Annotated in this window: 15 protein-coding genes, 3 tRNA genes and 1 pseudogene; 4 read left to right on the forward strand and 15 right to left on the reverse strand. The window is 63.3% G+C overall.

Annotated elements, in window-relative coordinates:
• Positions 1 to 7: 7 nt before the first annotated feature.
• The gene (locus tag DCY11_RS00180; RefSeq protein ID WP_108680470.1) at positions 8 to 1,351 is read left to right on the forward strand and encodes an FAD-binding oxidoreductase; all 1,344 of its coding nucleotides are present in this window, start codon (positions 8 to 10) and stop codon (positions 1,349 to 1,351) included.
• Positions 1,352 to 1,385: 34 nt separating this feature from the next.
• On the opposite strand, the gene DCY11_RS00185 is transcribed toward DCY11_RS00180, so the two are convergent.
• The 5 genes from DCY11_RS00185 to DCY11_RS00205 all read right to left on the reverse strand — a co-directional run bounded on the left by DCY11_RS00185 (position 1,386) and on the right by DCY11_RS00205 (position 3,171).
• A tRNA-Arg gene (locus DCY11_RS00185) sits at positions 1,386 to 1,462 on the reverse strand.
• 36 nt (positions 1,463 to 1,498) lie between these two features.
• A complete protein-coding gene (locus tag DCY11_RS00190; protein ID WP_069444683.1) occupies positions 1,499 to 1,804 on the reverse strand; it encodes an ETC complex I subunit in 306 nt (101 codons plus the stop codon).
• A 49-nt stretch (positions 1,805 to 1,853) separates the two neighbouring features.
• Positions 1,854 to 1,930 (reverse strand) — tRNA-Pro (locus tag DCY11_RS00195).
• Between the two features lie 150 nt (positions 1,931 to 2,080).
• Positions 2,081 to 2,560 carry a DUF192 domain-containing protein gene (locus tag DCY11_RS00200; RefSeq protein ID WP_245409401.1) on the reverse strand — a complete coding sequence of 160 codons (480 nt, stop codon included), beginning with the start codon at positions 2,558 to 2,560 and terminating at the stop codon, positions 2,081 to 2,083.
• Between the two features lie 23 nt (positions 2,561 to 2,583).
• Positions 2,584 to 3,171: a cold-shock protein gene (locus tag DCY11_RS00205; protein WP_108680472.1), complete on the reverse strand. Its 588-nt coding sequence runs from the start codon at positions 3,169 to 3,171 to the stop codon at positions 2,584 to 2,586.
• Positions 3,172 to 3,638: 467 nt separating this feature from the next.
• Between DCY11_RS00205 and DCY11_RS00210 the strand changes: the two genes are divergently transcribed.
• Positions 3,639 to 4,058, forward strand: a complete 420-nt coding sequence (locus DCY11_RS00210; protein ID WP_108680474.1) for a VOC family protein — start codon at positions 3,639 to 3,641, stop codon at positions 4,056 to 4,058.
• Between the two features lie 42 nt (positions 4,059 to 4,100).
• Here the strand turns inward: DCY11_RS00210 and DCY11_RS00215 are convergent.
• The 6 genes from DCY11_RS00215 to DCY11_RS15360 all read right to left on the reverse strand — a co-directional run bounded on the left by DCY11_RS00215 (position 4,101) and on the right by DCY11_RS15360 (position 10,057).
• Positions 4,101 to 4,175 (reverse strand) — tRNA-Glu (locus DCY11_RS00215).
• A gap of 89 nt (positions 4,176 to 4,264) precedes the next feature.
• Positions 4,265 to 6,106 carry a single-stranded-DNA-specific exonuclease RecJ gene (gene recJ, locus DCY11_RS00220; protein WP_371515017.1) on the reverse strand — a complete coding sequence of 614 codons (1,842 nt, stop codon included), beginning with the start codon at positions 6,104 to 6,106 and terminating at the stop codon, positions 4,265 to 4,267.
• A 74-nt stretch (positions 6,107 to 6,180) separates the two neighbouring features.
• Positions 6,181 to 7,170 (reverse strand): class II fructose-bisphosphatase, encoded by a 990-nt coding sequence (gene glpX, locus DCY11_RS00225; RefSeq protein ID WP_108680476.1) that lies wholly within the window; start codon positions 7,168 to 7,170, stop codon positions 6,181 to 6,183.
• Between the two features lie 53 nt (positions 7,171 to 7,223).
• Positions 7,224 to 8,555 carry a homoserine dehydrogenase gene (locus tag DCY11_RS00230; protein WP_108680478.1) on the reverse strand — a complete coding sequence of 444 codons (1,332 nt, stop codon included), beginning with the start codon at positions 8,553 to 8,555 and terminating at the stop codon, positions 7,224 to 7,226.
• An 8-nt stretch (positions 8,556 to 8,563) separates the two neighbouring features.
• Positions 8,564 to 9,796, reverse strand: a complete 1,233-nt coding sequence (locus tag DCY11_RS00235) for an LL-diaminopimelate aminotransferase (protein WP_108680480.1) — start codon at positions 9,794 to 9,796, stop codon at positions 8,564 to 8,566.
• Between the two features lie 114 nt (positions 9,797 to 9,910).
• The gene (locus tag DCY11_RS15360; RefSeq protein ID WP_159079696.1) at positions 9,911 to 10,057 is read right to left on the reverse strand and encodes a hypothetical protein; all 147 of its coding nucleotides are present in this window, start codon (positions 10,055 to 10,057) and stop codon (positions 9,911 to 9,913) included.
• A 246-nt stretch (positions 10,058 to 10,303) separates the two neighbouring features.
• Here DCY11_RS15360 and DCY11_RS00240 point away from each other — a divergent pair, with 246 nt between their 5' ends.
• Positions 10,304 to 12,151, forward strand: coding sequence for a PHA/PHB synthase family protein (locus DCY11_RS00240; RefSeq protein WP_371515018.1), 1,848 nt, complete (start codon positions 10,304 to 10,306; stop codon positions 12,149 to 12,151).
• Positions 12,152 to 12,172: 21 nt separating this feature from the next.
• On the opposite strand, the pseudogene argC reads toward DCY11_RS00240, so the two are convergent.
• From argC to rplM, 3 genes and pseudogenes are all read right to left on the reverse strand, one after another.
• A pseudogene (argC, locus tag DCY11_RS00245) lies at positions 12,173 to 13,221 on the reverse strand (N-acetyl-gamma-glutamyl-phosphate reductase).
• A gap of 114 nt (positions 13,222 to 13,335) precedes the next feature.
• The gene (gene rpsI, locus DCY11_RS00250) at positions 13,336 to 13,818 is read right to left on the reverse strand and encodes a 30S ribosomal protein S9 (RefSeq protein ID WP_108680482.1); all 483 of its coding nucleotides are present in this window, start codon (positions 13,816 to 13,818) and stop codon (positions 13,336 to 13,338) included.
• Positions 13,819 to 13,823: 5 nt separating this feature from the next.
• A complete protein-coding gene (rplM, locus tag DCY11_RS00255) occupies positions 13,824 to 14,288 on the reverse strand; it encodes a 50S ribosomal protein L13 (protein WP_108680484.1) in 465 nt (154 codons plus the stop codon).
• Positions 14,289 to 14,500: 212 nt separating this feature from the next.
• Between rplM and DCY11_RS00260 the strand changes: the two genes are divergently transcribed.
• Positions 14,501 to 15,298 carry an enoyl-CoA hydratase gene (locus DCY11_RS00260; protein WP_108680486.1) on the forward strand — a complete coding sequence of 266 codons (798 nt, stop codon included), beginning with the start codon at positions 14,501 to 14,503 and terminating at the stop codon, positions 15,296 to 15,298.
• On the opposite strand, the gene DCY11_RS00265 is transcribed toward DCY11_RS00260, so the two are convergent.
• Positions 15,295 to 16,323 carry a hypothetical protein gene (locus DCY11_RS00265; RefSeq protein ID WP_108680488.1) on the reverse strand — a complete coding sequence of 343 codons (1,029 nt, stop codon included), beginning with the start codon at positions 16,321 to 16,323 and terminating at the stop codon, positions 15,295 to 15,297. The genes DCY11_RS00260 and DCY11_RS00265 overlap by 4 nt on opposite strands.
• Between the last annotated feature and the right edge of the window lie 44 nt (positions 16,324 to 16,367).

Consider the following 16,367-nt stretch of genomic DNA (forward strand, 5'->3'; position numbering starts at 1 on the left):
CGGAACAATGACGGAAACAACAGCGAACACTCTCACTCTTGCCGACCTCGCGGCCGGACGTCTCGATGCCGGGACGCCGCCGACACACGAGCCTTATTGGTGGGCCGCTGCGCCGCGCCAGAAGACTGAGCGCCCCACCCTGCCCATGAAGGCCGACGTGGTGATCATCGGTTCAGGCTTCACGGGCCTGTCGGCGGCACTGACCTTGCTCGGCAAGGGACGCAGCGTCGTGGTCCTCGACAAGGGCGTGCCGGGCTTCGGTGCCAGCACGCGCAATGGCGGCCAGATCGGGAGCGGCAATCAGAAATTCCGTGTGAAAACGCTCGTGGCACTCCGAGGCGAGGCCAAAGCGGTCGTGCTGCTCCGCGAGGGGACGCGCATGCTCGACTATATCGAGGACCTTATCGCGCGGGAGAACATCGACTGCCACTTCCGGCGCTGCGGCCGCTTCCGTGGCGCCATGCGGCCGGCACACTATGAAGCCATGGCGCGCGACATGGAGGACCTGAAGCGGGTCGCGGGCGTCGAGAGTTTCATGGTGCCGCGGTCTGAGCAGCATGCTGAAATACGCACCGACCTCTTCCACGGCGGATCGCTGCTGCCTCAGGACGCGTCGTTGCATCCGGGGCTGTATCACGCCGGGCTCATGGCGCGCGTAGCGGAGCGCGGCGGGGCCGTTGTGGGCCTGGCGGGGGCCAAGGCCATCAACCGCGAGAGCGCGGGCTACCGCGTGTCGACCGAGGTCGGGCTGATCGATTGCCGACAGGTCCTCGTGGCCACCAACGGCTACACGGACAGTCTGTTCGGCCATCTGCGTCGGCGTATCGTCAGTATCCGGTCCGGTCTGATCGCGACGGAGCAGCTTCAACCGGGCACGATCGAGCAGCTCCTGCCGGGCGGCCGCGTCTACGGCAACACGAACCGGGTGTTCTATTATTTCCGGGCAGCACCCGATCAGGACCGGCTTGTGTGGGGCGGGCGTGCCGCGCGCTTCGGCGGCCTCAAGGCTTATCGTCATCTGGCGGAGGATTTGCTCAGCGTGTTCCCGGACCTCGGCCACGTGGGCGTGTCCCACGTGTGGGACGGCACGATCGGCTATACCTACGACGAGCTTCCGCATCTCGGGCGCAGCCGGGAGGGCATTCATTTCGCGGCTGGGTATTGCGGCACGGGCGTCTCGCGGGCCACCTATTTCGGGCACAAGATTGCCCTTCAGATGACGGACGATCCGGACGGCGCGACGGCGTTCGACGATCTGACCTTCCCCGCCTTCCCAGCGCGCGACGTGGCGCAACTCGCGGTGCCTTTCGTCGAGCGCTGGTACCGCTTCCGCGACTCCCTTGAGAAGTAGCCGCAAGCAATTTTGAAGGGTGGCTTTAAAGGGCTGGCGATCCCGGCAGGACTCGAACCTGCAACCCCCTGCTTAGAAGGCAGGTGCTCTATCCGGTTGAGCTACGGGACCACACAGGCGCGGAGTATAGCGCGACTCGCCTGCGATTCAGTGGGTCCAGCTGTCCGGGCGGCCGTACTTGAAGTTCTCGGCATAGGATTTCGGCCGGATCTTCGTGGCCGGCGGCTCTTCCAGCCGGTAGGCGATGCCGTTTTCCTTGGCGTAGGCGATCGCTTCGTCCTTGGTGGCGAAGCTCAGTCTGATCTGGCGCTTGGTGTCCGACGAACTCGTCCAGCCCATCAGTGGCTCGATGAGCCGCGGCTGATCCGGCAGATATTCCAGGACCCAGTCCTTAGTCGCAGCCGTACCCTGCTGCATGACGTTCTGCGCGGGCTTGTAAATTCGGGCCGTCATCAAGTGTTCCCCTCGAGCGGACTCAGATCCAATTCATCAGACCAGCAAGTGGTCGGGGCAGCAAGATTCGAACTTGCGACCCCCTGCTCCCAAAGCAGGTGCGCTACCAGACTGCGCTATGCCCCGATATGACCACGCGGCACGGACATGACAGCCAAATCCGGCGCAGGCAAGAGCCTTTAGAACAACAAGACCTCTCAACACAACGAACGTTCAGAAGGCTCATTCATACTGAGAACCGCTACGGGAGGCTAGCCCCGCGACGTTAAGACCCTCTCACCAGGTGCCGGACTTTTCCAGTTCCCGGGCCGGTTCGGAACCGAGCCCCGGGAAGACCACCTGGTCGCCCGGCTTGAGGCCGATCCGGGCCGCCTCCCCGGCGTTGAGTTCCAGGACGGCTTCCGCGATGCCACCCGAGTCGATGACGGTCTTCGAGAAGGGTTCGGTATTGGCCTCGATCCGCAGGACCGTTCCCTGCTCCGTGATGAAGATCATGTCGAGCGGGATGTACGTGTTCTGCATCCACATGCTCGCGGCCTGCGGCGGATCGTAGAGGAAGATCATGCCGTGGTCCTGCGGGAGCGAGCGGCGGAACATGAGCCCGCGCGCCTTCTCGCCGGGACTGTCTGCGACCTCGACGCTGTAGGTGTGATCGCCGCTGTCCGTCTTCAGCACCAGCGGGACGGTGTCTTCTTCGGCGGTTGCCGGAGCCAACGCCGCAAGAACGAGCACGGCGGCGAGCCACGCCGACAGCACGCGAAGCTGAAGTGGATTGGGGATCAGTGGGAGGCCAAGCCGTTGGCGCCGTCCGGTTTGATCTCGGCCGCCATCAGACCCTTGGGACCCCTCCCGAAGCGAACGAGGAGTGACTGTCCCGGACGAAGTTCTGTAAAGCCGCACCGCCGCAGGGTCTCCATGTGCACGAAAATGTCCAGCGTCGAGGGCCCCCGGGTCAGGAAGCCGAAGCCGCGGATACGATTGAACCACTTGACCATAACCCGTTCCCAGTCGCTTTCGGGAACAACCACGACGTGTGTGCGCTGCGGCAATTGGGACGGGTGGACCGCGGTCGTATCATCCATCTCGAGGATGCGGAAGGCTTGCAAACCTTTTGGACGGCGGAGGACTTCGCAGACGACCCGCGCGCCCTCATAAGCGGTCTGATGACCGTCGCGGCGCAGGCAGGTGACATGCAGCAGAACATCGGGAAGGTCGTCGTCGGGGACGATGAAGCCGTAGCCCTTCGACGCATCGAACCATTTGATGGAACCGGAGACCTCGAAGACATCGACGGTGGCGTCGTCGATGGCGGCCTCTTCGGTACGATGGATAAGTTCCTCCTGAAGTGGCGATGCTTTCGCCGCCATGCCGCATTCCCCCGCTGTACTAAGTATCGACTCGATGCCGCGATATACGAATCAAATAGTGCGTGTCTCAGAGGATAGCATCGGCTGTTTCAACGACCAGATTATTTTTGCTTCCGATGCGTGCTTCTCCACAGTGCGGGTGCGAACGTATCATCACGAGGCGGGTGCGTTCGCAAGCATCTGATCGGCAAGAGAAACCATCGGCCTTCGCACATCGTGCGGTTCGCAAGTGCTCAAGACGCCAAATCTCGATGAAGCGCACTCAAACTTCTCTAGCGTCGAGTAAAATTGGCGTTCCGTCACATTGGCGCGAGAGCTGTGGGCGTGCGGCAACATTTGAAATAAAAATTTCATTCAGCCCGTGTTTGAAGGGAGATTCGTCATCTTGCCATCATGCCGCTCGGCGCTTTAGGGTCGGCCCCAAAGTCAGTCCAACCTCCGTTGGAACCCTCGGGAGGACGTTACCGATGAAGTATCTTCACACCATGGTTCGCGTCGCGGATGTCGACAAGTCACTCGACTTCTACTGCAACAAGCTTGGGCTCAAAGAGACCCGTCGCATGGAAAGCGAGCAAGGCCGGTTCACGCTCATCTATCTTGCCGCGCCGGGCGACGAAGAAGCGGAACTCGAGCTCACCTATAACTGGGATCCGGAAGCCTACGGCGAAGGACGCAATTTCGGTCACCTCGCCTACGAGGTCGACGACATCTATGAGACCTGCGACCGGCTCATGAAGGCGGGCGTGACGATCAACCGTCCGCCGCGCGACGGCTGGATGGCCTTCATCCGCTCGCCCGACAACATCTCGATCGAGCTCTTGCAGAAGGGCAAGCGCCTGCCCGAGCAGGAGCCCTGGGCGTCCATGCCGAATACGGGCAAATGGTAGCGGAGAGAGGCTGAAGACCGGCCCGCACGGGGTGTGCGGGTGTGGCACTCCCTAGGGGAGTCGAACCCCTCTTTCCAGGTTGAAAACCTGGCGTCCTAACCGATAGACGAAGGGAGCAGGCCGGTCACGAGCCCGCTGATATAGATAGCTTCGCGGCGTCTCGCAAGTCCGCTGTTTAAGACGCCGCACCCACTCTGGGCAAGCCCCTAGCGGGCAGAATCTTGCTTTTCTGCGGCATCTTCGATCATCAACTCGATGCGTTCCCTCCCCTGCCAGACCGACCGGCGTAGGTGGCCCGCTACGTGGAGTTGTTGGCCTTCCGCGCCCATGAGGATGTCGCCCAGCGGCGAGCCTTCGACCCGGAACGCAACGGCGTCGATGCGCCCCCCATCGGCGGCTTGCAGCGTGCAGCGGACATGACCGCCGTTCAGGCTGCGCAGCCACGTCATCCGGTGCGCGGGAAACACGAAGCGCGGCCGGGGATGACCCGGTCCGTAGGGACCGGCACGTTCGAGTAAGTCGATGAGCTCCGGGGTGACGGCGCCGGCCGAGAGGGCGCCGTCGAGCCCGAGGGTGCGGGTCGCGGAAGACTGCGCGACAGACTCCGAGAGACGCGCCGTGAGGAACGCTGCCGCCTTCTCTCGCTTCTCCCAATCGAGCGAAAAGCCAGCCGCCATCGCGTGCCCGCCGCCCTTGAGGAAGAGCCCCTCCTCCACTACGTCGCGCACCACCACGCCGAGATCGACCGACGGGATCGAGCGGGCGGAGCCGGTGGCGATGCCGTTGCCGTCGAGGGTCATCACGAAGGACGGACGCATGAAGCGTTCCGTGAGGCGTCCTGCCACCAGACCGACGAGGCCCTTGTGCCAATCGGCGTCGCCCAGAAACAGAAGCGGTGCGTCCGGGCCATCGTCCAGAGCCTGCTCCGCCATGGCGACGGCCCCTTCCAGCATGCCCTGCTCGATCGCCTTGCGCTGGGCGTTCAGGCTCTCGAGCCGTGCCGCGATCGTGCCGGCTTGGCTCTCGTCTTCCGTTGCGAGAAGGCGCGCGCCGAGGCCAGACGCGCCCACTCGGCCGCCGGCATTGATCCGTGGACCGAGGACAAAGCCAAGGCTGTAGGTGGAAGGGGCTTCGGTCAGCCGGGCCTCGTCGGCCAGCGCCCGCAGGCCTGTATTGTGCCGGAGCCGCAGAACCTGGAGCCCCTTAGCGATGAAAGCGCGGTTGGCGTCCTTGAAGGGCACCACATCGCAAACCGTGGCCAGCGCAACGAGATCCAGCAGTCCGAGCAGGTCGGGCGCCGGGCGTGTGTCATAGGCCCCCAGGCGGCGCAGAGCGGCCATCGTAGCGACCAGGAACAGAAACACGACGCCCGCAGCCGCGAGGTGACCCTGGCCGGATAGGTCGTCCTGCCGGTTCGGATTGACGACGGCGAAGGCGTCCGGCAGAGCCTCGCCGGCCTGGTGATGGTCCAACACGATCACCTCGGCGCCGACCTCGTTGGCGGCGGCGATGGCCGCGTCCCCGGCGGTGCCGCAGTCCACGGTGAGGATCAGCCGAGCACCCTCCTCGACGAGCCCGCGCAGAGCCTCAGGCGATGGTCCATAGCCTTCGGTGAGCCGATCCGGGATATAGGTCAGGCAGCTCTGTCCGTGGGCCCTTAAGAAACGCTCGATCAGCGCCACACAGGAGGCCCCGTCCACGTCGTAGTCGCCGAAGATGCCGACGGCTTCGCCCCTCATGATCGCGTCGGCCATACGCTCGGCAGCCTTCGTCATGTCCTGGAGGCTGGCTGGGTCCGGCATCAGCGCCTTGAGGGACGGATCGAGAAAACGTTCGGTGGTTTGGACGTCGGCGCCGCGCGCCGCGAGCACCCGGCCGAGCAGGTCGGGCAGACCGTGCGCCTGGGCAATGGAGGTCGCGATATGCGCGCGGGACGGCTCGAGACGTTCCACCCAGCGCTGGCTCCGCGCCGACCGCTCCACGCCCAGCATGGCCGGTGTGGGCGGGTTTGCGGTATTCTCGTCCTGGCGTTTCAAGGCTGCGGTCACGGTCGGCTCTGCAAGTTGCTAGCGTGGATTGGGGTTCGGCCCGCAGAGTAGCCGATTCGCACCCGCCCCCCGGATCAGGCGAATTTGTTCGGGTCGGCGTGTTCGGTCTTGATCCAGCGCCTGGTGCGCGTGGAGGCGCGCATGACCACGCTCTCCGTGATGATCGCGTTCCGCGTGTGGTGGACGCCCGCCATCATCGATCCATCGGTAATGCCCGTCGCGGCAAAGCTGAGATCGCCCATGACCATATCCTTCAGCGCGTAGGTCTTGGACAGGTTTGTGATGCCGGCCAGCTTGGCCCAGGCGCGATGCTCCTTGTTGAGCGCCACGAGGCGCCCTTCCATCTGACCCCCGAGGCAGGTCAGGGCTGCGGCCGCCAGCACGCCTTCCGCCGCGCCGCCAACGCCGAGATACATGTCGATACCGGTCTGCACGGGATCGGTGACGTGGATCACGCCCGCGATGTCGCCGTCGCCAATGAGGCGCAGTGCGGCCCCGGCCGAGCGGATCTCTTCGATGAGGTCACCGTGGCGCGGCCTGTCGAGCACGCACACGGTCAAATCCTGGACGCCGACGCCTTTTGCTTCGGCTAGCGCGCCGAGGTTTTCCGACGGTGTCGCGGCAACGCTGATGGTCCCCTCGGGGTAACCAGGCCCGATGGCGACCTTCTCCATGTAGATGGGCGGGACCTTGAGGAGACTGCCGCGCTCGGCCACGGCCAGCACCGACATGGCATTGGGGAGCGCCTTGGCGCATAGTGTCGAGCCCTCGATAGGATCGACAGCCACATCCACGGTCGTGCCCGAGGGCGAGCCCTGGCCGATCCTCTCGCCCATGTAGAAGAAGGGGCAATCGCCCTCTTCGCCCTCGCCGACGACGACGATGCCTTCGAACGGCAAGCGGGCGATCTCGCGATGCATCGCCGCCGCTGCCGCCTCGTCCGCGGAGGCTTCGTCCCCGCGCCCGAGCCATTGAGCCGCCGCCACCGCGGTCGCTTCGGTCACCCGAACGATATCGAGCGCCAGGGCGCGGTCGAGCTCTGCCTTCTCAACTGCCTGTGACACGTCAAAACCTCCCTCGTTTCAACGCGCGCGATCTTCCGCCGGCGCGGTGGCCGTCAAAGCTTTTCGATACGGATCATTTGTGGCTTGGAGTCGACATGGCCGTCCTTTTGGATGGCTGCGAGCGCCTTTCGGACGGCGGCCTCCGTGGTCTCGTGGGTCACCATGACGATACTGGCCTGCGGCGCCCCCTTCTTGCGGGGCGTTTTGCCCTGGCCGGGACGCTCGTTGCTCGGACGGCGCTGGACGATGCTCTCGAGCGAAATGTTCTGCATCGCCATGCGTTGGGCGATGGCGGCGAAGGCCCCCGTCCGGTCGTAGACCGAGAGGCGAATGTAATAGCCGCCCTCATGCGTGCGCATGGCCGCCTTCTTGTAGGCCTTGAGGTTCGTGGCCTTGACGCCGAAGGGCCGCAAAACGATGCCGCGGGCGATATCGATGATGTCGCTCATCACGGCAGAGGCGGTCGGGCCTCCGCCAGCGCCGGGGCCGATCAGCATCACGTCACCGATGAAGTCGCCATCGATCGCGACGCAATTCGAGACGCCGTCCACATTGGCGATGGCCGTATCCTTGGGCACCATGGTCGGATGCACGCGTTGCTCGATCCCGCTGTCGGTCCTGAGCGCAACGCCCAGCAACTTGATGCGATAGCCGAGATCGGTTGCTGCCTCGATGTCGCTCGGCGTGATCGTTTCGATGCCCTCGACATAGACGGCATCGAACCGGGTCTTCGTGCCGAAGGCGAGGCTCGTGAGCAGTGAGAGCTTGTGGGCGGTGTCGAAACCCCCGACGTCGAAGGTGGGATCGGCTTCCGCATAGCCCTGTTCCTGCGCCTCTTTGAGGACATCGGCGAAGTCACGGCCTTCCCGCTCCATCTTGGTGAGGATGTAGTTGCAGGTGCCGTTGAGAATACCGAACACGCGGGTGATGTCGTTGCCCTGCAGGCCCTCGCGCATGGCCTTGACGACAGGGATGCCGCCGGCCACGGCGCCCTCGAAATTCAGGGCGACACCGTTCTTCTCCGCGAGCGCGGCGAGCGCCGGGCCATGATGGGCCAGAAGCGCCTTGTTCGCGGTGACCACATGCTTGCCTGCCTGCAGCGCGGCCTCGACAGCCTCTTTCGCTGCGCCCTCTTCACCGCCGATGAGCTCGACGAAGACGTCGATCTCGGGGTCGTTTGCCAGAGCCACAGGATCGGAGAAGAAGCGCATCTTCGAGGTGTCGAACTTGCGCTTCTTGCGCTTGTTGCGCGCCGAAATGGCGACGATCTCGATCGGTCGGCCGGTCTTGGCCACAAGCGTGTCCGCGCGCGCGGCGATCAACTGCGCGAGGCCAGTGCCGACGGTGCCGATTCCGGCCAGTCCAAGCTTCAAGGGGTCTGCCATGGAAGGAGCTATAGCGTCCGCTGGGCCTTGGAGGCCAGAGGAATGACGTTGTGCAGCTCGTTGGCCGACTCGGTGAGGAACTTACGGATGTTGCGGGCAGCCTGGCGGATGCGCTGCTCGTTCTCCACGAGCGCGATGCGCACATAGCCTTCGCCGTACTCGCCGAAGCCGACACCCGGCGCCACGGCGACGGAGGCTCTCTCAAGGAGAAGCTTCGAGAATTCGAGCGAGCCGATATGGGCGAACATGTCCGGAATCGGCGCCCACGCGAACATCGTCGCCGGCGGTGACGGAATGGGCCAGCCCGCGCGGGTGATGGCATCGACGAGCGTATCGCGCCGGCGCTTGTACACACCCCGGATCTCGTCCACGCAGTCTTGCGGGCCGTTCAGCGCGGCCGCGGCCGCAACCTGGATCGGGGTGAAGGCGCCGTAGTCGAGATAAGACTTCACCCGGGTCAGCGCCTGGATGAGCCGCTCGTTGCCGACGGCAAAGCCGATGCGCCAGCCAGGCATGGAATAGGTCTTGGACACGGATGTGAACTCGACCGCGATATCCATGGCACCGGGGATCTCGAGGAAGGACCCCGGCGGCTCGCCCTCGAAGTAGATTTCCGCATAGGCGAGATCGGAGAGCACGATCAGATCGTGCTTCTTGGCGTAGGCGACGACCTCCGCATAGAAGTCGCGGTTCGCGACAACGGCAGTCGGGTTCGCCGGATAGTTGAGGACCAGAACCGACGGCTTCGGCACGCTGTGGCGCATGGCCTTGTCGAGCGAGACCATGAACTGGGAATCGGTGCTGGCCGGCAGATGCCGGATCACGCCGCCGGACATGATGAAGCCGAACTCGTGGATCGGATAGGTCGGGTTCGGCACCAGGATCACATCGCCCGGGGCGGTGATCGCCTGGGCCATGTTGGCGAAGCCTTCCTTCGAACCGAGCGTCGCGACAACCTGGGTATCGGGATTGAGCTTCACGCCGAAACGGCGGTCGTAGTACGCGGCTTGCGCCTTGCGCAGGCCCTGGATGCCCTTCGACGCCGAATAGCGGTTGGCCTTGGGGTCGCGGACTGTCTCCACCAGCTTGTCGATGATGTGCGGCGGTGTCGGCATGTCGGGATTGCCCATCCCGAAGTCGATGATGTCGTCGCCACGGGCGCGCGCTTCCGCCTTGAGCTTGTTCACCTGCTCAAAGACATACGGCGGCAGCCGCTTGATCCTATGAAATTCGTTCTGCACGGACGGTTATCCCCACCCGATCTTTCTGAAATTGGGAGTCTGAAGTTGAACCACGAAAAGGCCCCGCCCGGCAAGCATCTCGGACTTAAGACCTTCGGTCGGTTTGCTTTGAATTTAGTTCGTTTTCGGGGTGCTCTTCACCTGTTTGAGCTGAGCGTCTTGCCGGTCCTTCTCCTGCTTGAGATCAGAGATCGCCGCTTCACGCTCCGACTTCGTCAGCGTGTTGTCATAGCCACGGATCGCGTCGCTGAAACGCTGCAAAGGGCCCTGATCCGGCAGGCTGCTCGCACATCCAGACAAAAGGATGACGGACAGGACTGCCGCCAGCCGGTAAGCTGACTGTAAAAAAAACACTACGTTTTTGCTCTAGTGGAGTTTCCCCTGGCGAACCCAGCCGCCAAATCGCTATATTGCATAGCACAATGACGAGTTCGGCGGAAGCTGGCGCAACCACGCTCCGACAAGGCGGCGGAAATGTGGTCCTGGGAGAGAGATCGAGGCATTCCAATGCGTGACGACGGCCGGGATGGAAAAGCAGGTGCAGGGGGTCCCACGGGCGGCGACAAGATCGAAGGCGAAGCGCAGGACACGATGAACTTCGACGAGTTCGCGCGGAACATGGTGCGCCTATTCGATCAGGGTGCGAAGGTCGCCTCCTCCCTAGCCGAGCGCAACGCGTCGAGCGGCAAAAGCCCCTACAGCGTGGCCTCCGAGGTTGGCGAAGCCGCCAAGACCTTCGGCTCGGTGGCGCAAGCCATGGTTTCGAATCCCAGCAAGTTGGCCGCCGCCCAGAGCGAGCTCTTCAACAGCTACGCAAATCTTTGGGGACGCTCCGTCCGCAAGTTTCTGGGTGAGGAGGTGGAGCCGGTGGCCGAGCCCGACCCCGGCGACAACCGTTTCAACGACCCGGGCTGGTCGGAGAATCAGTACTTCGATTTTTGGAAACAGGCTTACCTGATCACGTCGCGTTGGGCCGAGGACGTCACCAAGAACACGGAAGGCGTCGATGACAAGACGCGGCGCAAAGCCATGTTCTATCTGGGCCAAGTGCTGTCGGCGGTGTCGCCCTCCAACAACCCCTTCACCAACCCCGAAGTGGTCCGAACGACGCTGGCGACCAATGCGGAGAATCTCGTTCAGGGCATGGCGCTCCTGGCCGAGGACATCGGTCAGTCCAAAGACCTTCTGCGTGTCAGCCAGACGGATCTGTCGGCCTTCGAGGTCGGACGGGATTTGGCAATCACGCCGGGCAAGGTCATCTTCCAGAATGAACTGATCCAGCTGATCCAATATGAGCCGACCACGGAAGAAGTCTCGAAGACACCGCTGATCATCGCGCCGCCGTGGATCAACAAGTACTACATCCTCGATCTCAAGCCGGAGAAATCACTGGTCAAGTATGCCGTGGATCAGGGCTTCACGGTCTTCATGATCTCCTGGGTGAACCCCGACTCGACGCTCGCGCAGAAGACGTTTGAAGACTATATGCGCGACGGAATTCTCAAGGCCGTCGAGATCGTGAACCGGCAGCTCGGGCTGCATAACGTGAATCTCATGGGCTATTGCGTGGGCGGCACCCTGCTCGCCTCGACACTGGCCTATTGCGCAGCAAAGGGCGACGACAGGATCGCAACGGCAACCTTCCTCACGGCGCAGGTCGACTTCACCGAGGCCGGTGACCTCCTGATGTTCATCGACGACGCGCAGTTGAAGTCGCTGGAAGAGATGATGGCCGAGCGCGGCTATCTCGATGGGTCACGCATGGCGGCGGTGTTCAACATGCTGCGACCCAAGGATCTGATCTGGCCCTACGTCGTGAACAACTACCTTTTGGGCAAGAAGCCCTTCCCCTTCGATTTATTGTTCTGGAACGCCGATTCCACGCGGATGCCGGCCGCGAACCACGTGTTCTATCTGCGCGAGTTCTACCACGAGAACCGGCTCAGCAAGGGCGAGATGGAGCTCGGGGGCGTGAAGCTCGACCTCTCGAAAATCAAGATCCCGGTCTACGAGCTGTTCACGCGGGAAGACCACATCGCACCTGCTTCCTCGGTCTACCGAGGCAGCAGGCTCTATGGCGGCGACGTACGCCATGTCATGGCGGGATCGGGTCATATCGCCGGTGTCGTCAATCCTCCGGCCAAGAAAAAGTACCAATATTGGACGGGTGCGCCGCGCGAGACGTTCGAGGCGTGGGTCGACAGCGCAACCGAGCACCCCGGCTCGTGGTGGCCCGACTGGGCGGTTTGGCTTGAGAACCTCTCCGGCGAAAAGGTGCCGGCACGCGACCCCTCGAGCGGGCCGTTCCCGCCGATCGAAGACGCGCCCGGCAGCTACGTGAAGTCCCAGGGCTAGCCGTGCCCGTCGTTGTCGCGTCTACGGGAACAGCGGCAGCTGTTCCAGCGCTGTCGTCTCCTCGAGGCCGTACATCAGATTAAAGTTCTGAAGCGCCTGGCCGGCCGATCCCTTCACCAGATTGTCGATCGTCGAAATCACGATCGCCCGTCCCGGAATCCGGTCGGCGAACACGCCGATATGGCAGTAGTTCGAGCCGCGCACATGCTGTGTCGCCGGAATGACGCCCTCCTCGACCACGCGCGCGAACGGGCTTTCCGCATAGGCCTTCGCCAAGCCCTCCCGGACATCGTCCGCGGAGGTGCCGTCCGCTAGCTGGACGTAGCAGGTGCACAGCTCACCCCTCGTCATAGGCACAAGATGGGGCGTGAAATTCACGGTCACGGACTTGCCGGCCGCGGCGCCGAGTTCCTGCTCGATCTCCGGCACATGGCGATGCGTGCCGACGCCGTAGGGCGACAGCCCCTCGCCCGCCTCGGAGAACAGAATGTTCTGCTTCAATGAGCGGCCGGCACCTGAGACACCAGATTTTGCATCGATGATGATGCCGTCGGCGGCGATGAGACCGGTCTTGGCGAGCGGCAGAAGAGCCAGGAGCACCGCCGTGGGATAGCAGCCGGGACAGGCGACGAGACGGGCGTCGGCGATGGCGTCGCGATAATGTTCGGTCAGCCCGTAAACAGCGCCCTCCGCCAACTCGGGGCGCCATGCTCGCCGCCGTACCACTCGGCGTAGGTGCCGAGATCCCGCAGACGGAAATCGGCAGACATGTCGACGACTTTGACGCTGTCGGGGAGCTTGGCGATCTCGCTATGGGCCGTGCCGTGCGGCAGCCCGCAAAAGGCCACGTCCACCTCGTTCCAGTCGACTTCGTCCGACGTCACGAGTGCCGGCAGGTCGAGGCTCGCGAAGTGCGGATAGACCTTGGCGAGCGGCTGGCCCGCATGGGCCTTCGCGATCAAGGCGGTGATTTCGATATTGGGATGTCTGGCCGCGAGCCGGATCAGATCGGCGCCGGTATACCCGGAAGCGCCGAGCACGGCGGCCCGGATCGTCTGTGTGCTGGTCATGTCCGACCCCGGAAATGTTGACCCGCTTCGGGCGGGATTCGACGGCTCAAAACGAAAAGCGGGAGAGAGGCAGCGCCCCTCTCCCGCAACAATTCAGAACAAGCGTGAGAGTTACTAGCGCTTGGAGAACTGGAAGCTGCGGCGGGCCTTGGCCTTACCGTACTTCTTACGCTCGACCGTACGGGCATCCCGGGTCAGGAAGCCGGCCCTCTTGAGAACGGAGCGGAGCTCCGGCTCGAAATGGGTCAGCGCCTTGGAAATGCCGTGACGCACCGCGCCGGCCTGGCCGGAAAGACCGCCGCCGGAAACCGTGCAGACCACGTCGATCTGTCCGTCGCGGGCAGCCGTCACCAGAGGCTGCTTCAGGATCATCTGAAGAACGGGGCGGGCAAAATAGGCCGTGTGGTCCTTGCCGTTCACCGTGATGTTGCCGGGGCCCTGCTTGACCCACACACGGGCGACAGCGTCCTTACGCTTGCCGGTGGCGTAGGCGCGGCCGAGGGAATCGACCTTGCGCTCATAGACGCGCTCGGCAGTCGGGGCGTCGCCCTCGGTCTGCAGCTGAGCCAGATCTTCTAGCGTGTTGGTTTCGCTCATGGCTCCTAGACGCTCCTTGCGTTCTTCGTGTTCAGGGCGGCGACATCCAGCGGCACGGGGTTCTGCGCCTCGTGGGGATGCTCGGGACCCGCATAGACTTTGAGGTTCTTGAGCTGCTGGCGGGCCAGCGGGCCGCGCGGGAGCATGCGCTCGACGGCCTTGTGCAGCACGCGCTCCGGATGCTTTCCGTCAAGGACCTTCTCGGCGGTGCGGCTCTTGATGCCGCCCGGGTGGCCGGTGTGCCAGTAATAGGTCTTGTCGGCGCGCTTGTTGCCCGAGAAGATCACGTCGCCGGCGTTGATGACGATGATGTTGTCGCCATCGTCCATATGAGGCGTATAGCCGGGCTTGTGCTTGCCGCGCAGCCGCGTCGCAATAAGCGCCGCGAGTCGGCCCACCACAAGGCCGCTGGCGTCGATCAGAACCCAGGACTTTTCAATGTCCGAGGGCGTGGCGGAAAAGGTTTTCATGGTTCGCGTCACTCTTGCGTCTCAACCGAAAGATCGGCGCTTCTACCGGTTGGATTCGGAGCGGTCAAGCGGATTAAATTATCCACGCAACTTCAATGCACTAGGTATGTGGTACTAAAATACCGCGACGGAGACGTCTGAATTTACGTGAGTTTCCGGCCAGTTGGTGTAAGCGAGTTGGCGACAAATCCAAAGAGCGATCCGAGGCATCGATGAGCGACGACGAGAACATCCTTCTGAGCGAAGACCAGGACGCAGTTCGGGTGCTGACGCTCAATCGCCCTAAGGCCCGCAATTGCCTGTCGATGGATCTCATGACGGCTGTGCGCGGGGCCCTCGCCGAGGCAGCAGAGACCGATAGCGTCCGTGCCGTCGTGCTGACGGGTGCAGGACCCGCCTTCTCGTCCGGCCATGACCTCAAAGAGCTCACCGCACACCGCAACGACCCTGACAAGGGCCGTGCCTTCTACGAAGAGACCATGCGAACGTGCGCTGAGATGATGCTGGCCATCGTGCGCCTGCCGAAGCCCGTCATCGCCGCGGTGACCGGGATTGCGACCGCGGCCGGCTGTCAGCTCGTAGCGACCTGCGACCTTGCCGTCGCGGCCACGGATGCGCGCTTCGCCACGCCCGGCGTGAATATCGGCCTGTTCTGCTCGACACCCATGGTGGCGCTGAGCCGCAATCTGTCGCGCAAGGCAGCCATGGAGATGCTGCTCCTCGGAGAGATGGTAGGCGCTGAGGAGGCCATGCGGCTTGGCCTCTTGAACCGTGTGGTCGCCGCCGACCGGGTTGTGAACGAGGCCGTCGCCTTCGGCCGCACGATCGCAAGCAAGCCCGGCCGTACGCTGAAGACGGGCAAGGAAGCGTTCTACCGCCAGGCCGAGATGCCGCTCGACGAAGCCTACCGCTACACGGCCTCGGTGATGGTGGAGAACATGCTCGATGCCGAAGCCGAAGAAGGCATCGGCGCCTTCCTCGAGAAACGCACGCCGAACTGGCCGCGCTAGTAGCTGAGCGATAGTCCGAGCTTCGCCAAGTCCACGTCCTGTCCTGTCTCGATAAGCTGGCCCTTACGGTAGCTCAGCGTGAGACCGAGATGCCCTTTTTCGTCGAGGGCCATCGTGACCGACGAGTCCAACAGCTCATAGTCCAGTTCGGAGAGTGTGTCGTAGAGCCAGCCATAGGTGACTTCGAGGCTGAACCTTTGGGCCCACCAGGGAACGTCGTCGAATTCCTTGATCCCATAGAGATTGAGGGTGACCGTCGGCCCTACCCGCAAAGCCTCATCCCGGTCCGCGAAGATCGGCTGCTCGGCGGCATCCGATATTTCGGAGACGTACTCGCCGTAAACCTTCGGGGTGATCGTCCAGAGGAAGTTTCGTCCGAGCCCCAACGGTTGGCCGAAATAGCGGAGGAACGTCTTTCCATGGCGCAGATAGCCGATGGGCTGCCACTCGGCGCCAATGGACCAGTTCTTCGCGTCGCCGGCAAAACTGGAAACGACTTCGGCATCGATATCGAAGTAATGAGTCGCTCCCAGAACGTTCGCAACGGAGAGTTCGAACACGGCCCCGTAAGCCAGATTGTCTATGCCGTCGACGACGCTGCCCCCGCTCGCGACCCTGTCAAAATAGGCGTAAGGCGCAAACGCGAGGTTCTGGACATAAGGGCTGTATCGCTGCGTCTGTCCGCGATGCATCAGCCGCGCCGCGACGATGCCTTGCGCGGACCAAACCTCGGAGTTCGATATCGCGTCGTCTGCCCATGCGAATTGCGCGCCCTGCGCATCCTCGAAACACGTTGGCGAGATGATGCTACCAATCGCGTCCTTGGACCGCCGGAGCAGGATCGTTCCCGCGCAGTCTCCCCCAAACCAGGACGCGAGCGCTCCGGTACTCAGTGACTGTCCCACGTCATCCGGCGCACCCGACAGTCGCAGAGGTTCTGTCCCCGTGCTTTGAGCGGCGGCGCCTCCAATGCCCATGAAACCGATTGCGGCGCTCAGAATGGCGCCAAACAGTCCTCTTGCCATTGTCCCACCCCCCTGTTGGTAGACCGGCGAACTCGATCGTCGTG

Source organism: Methyloceanibacter sp. wino2 (assembly GCF_003071365.1).
In the GTDB taxonomy this organism is placed as follows: domain Bacteria; phylum Pseudomonadota; class Alphaproteobacteria; order Rhizobiales; family Methyloligellaceae; genus Methyloceanibacter.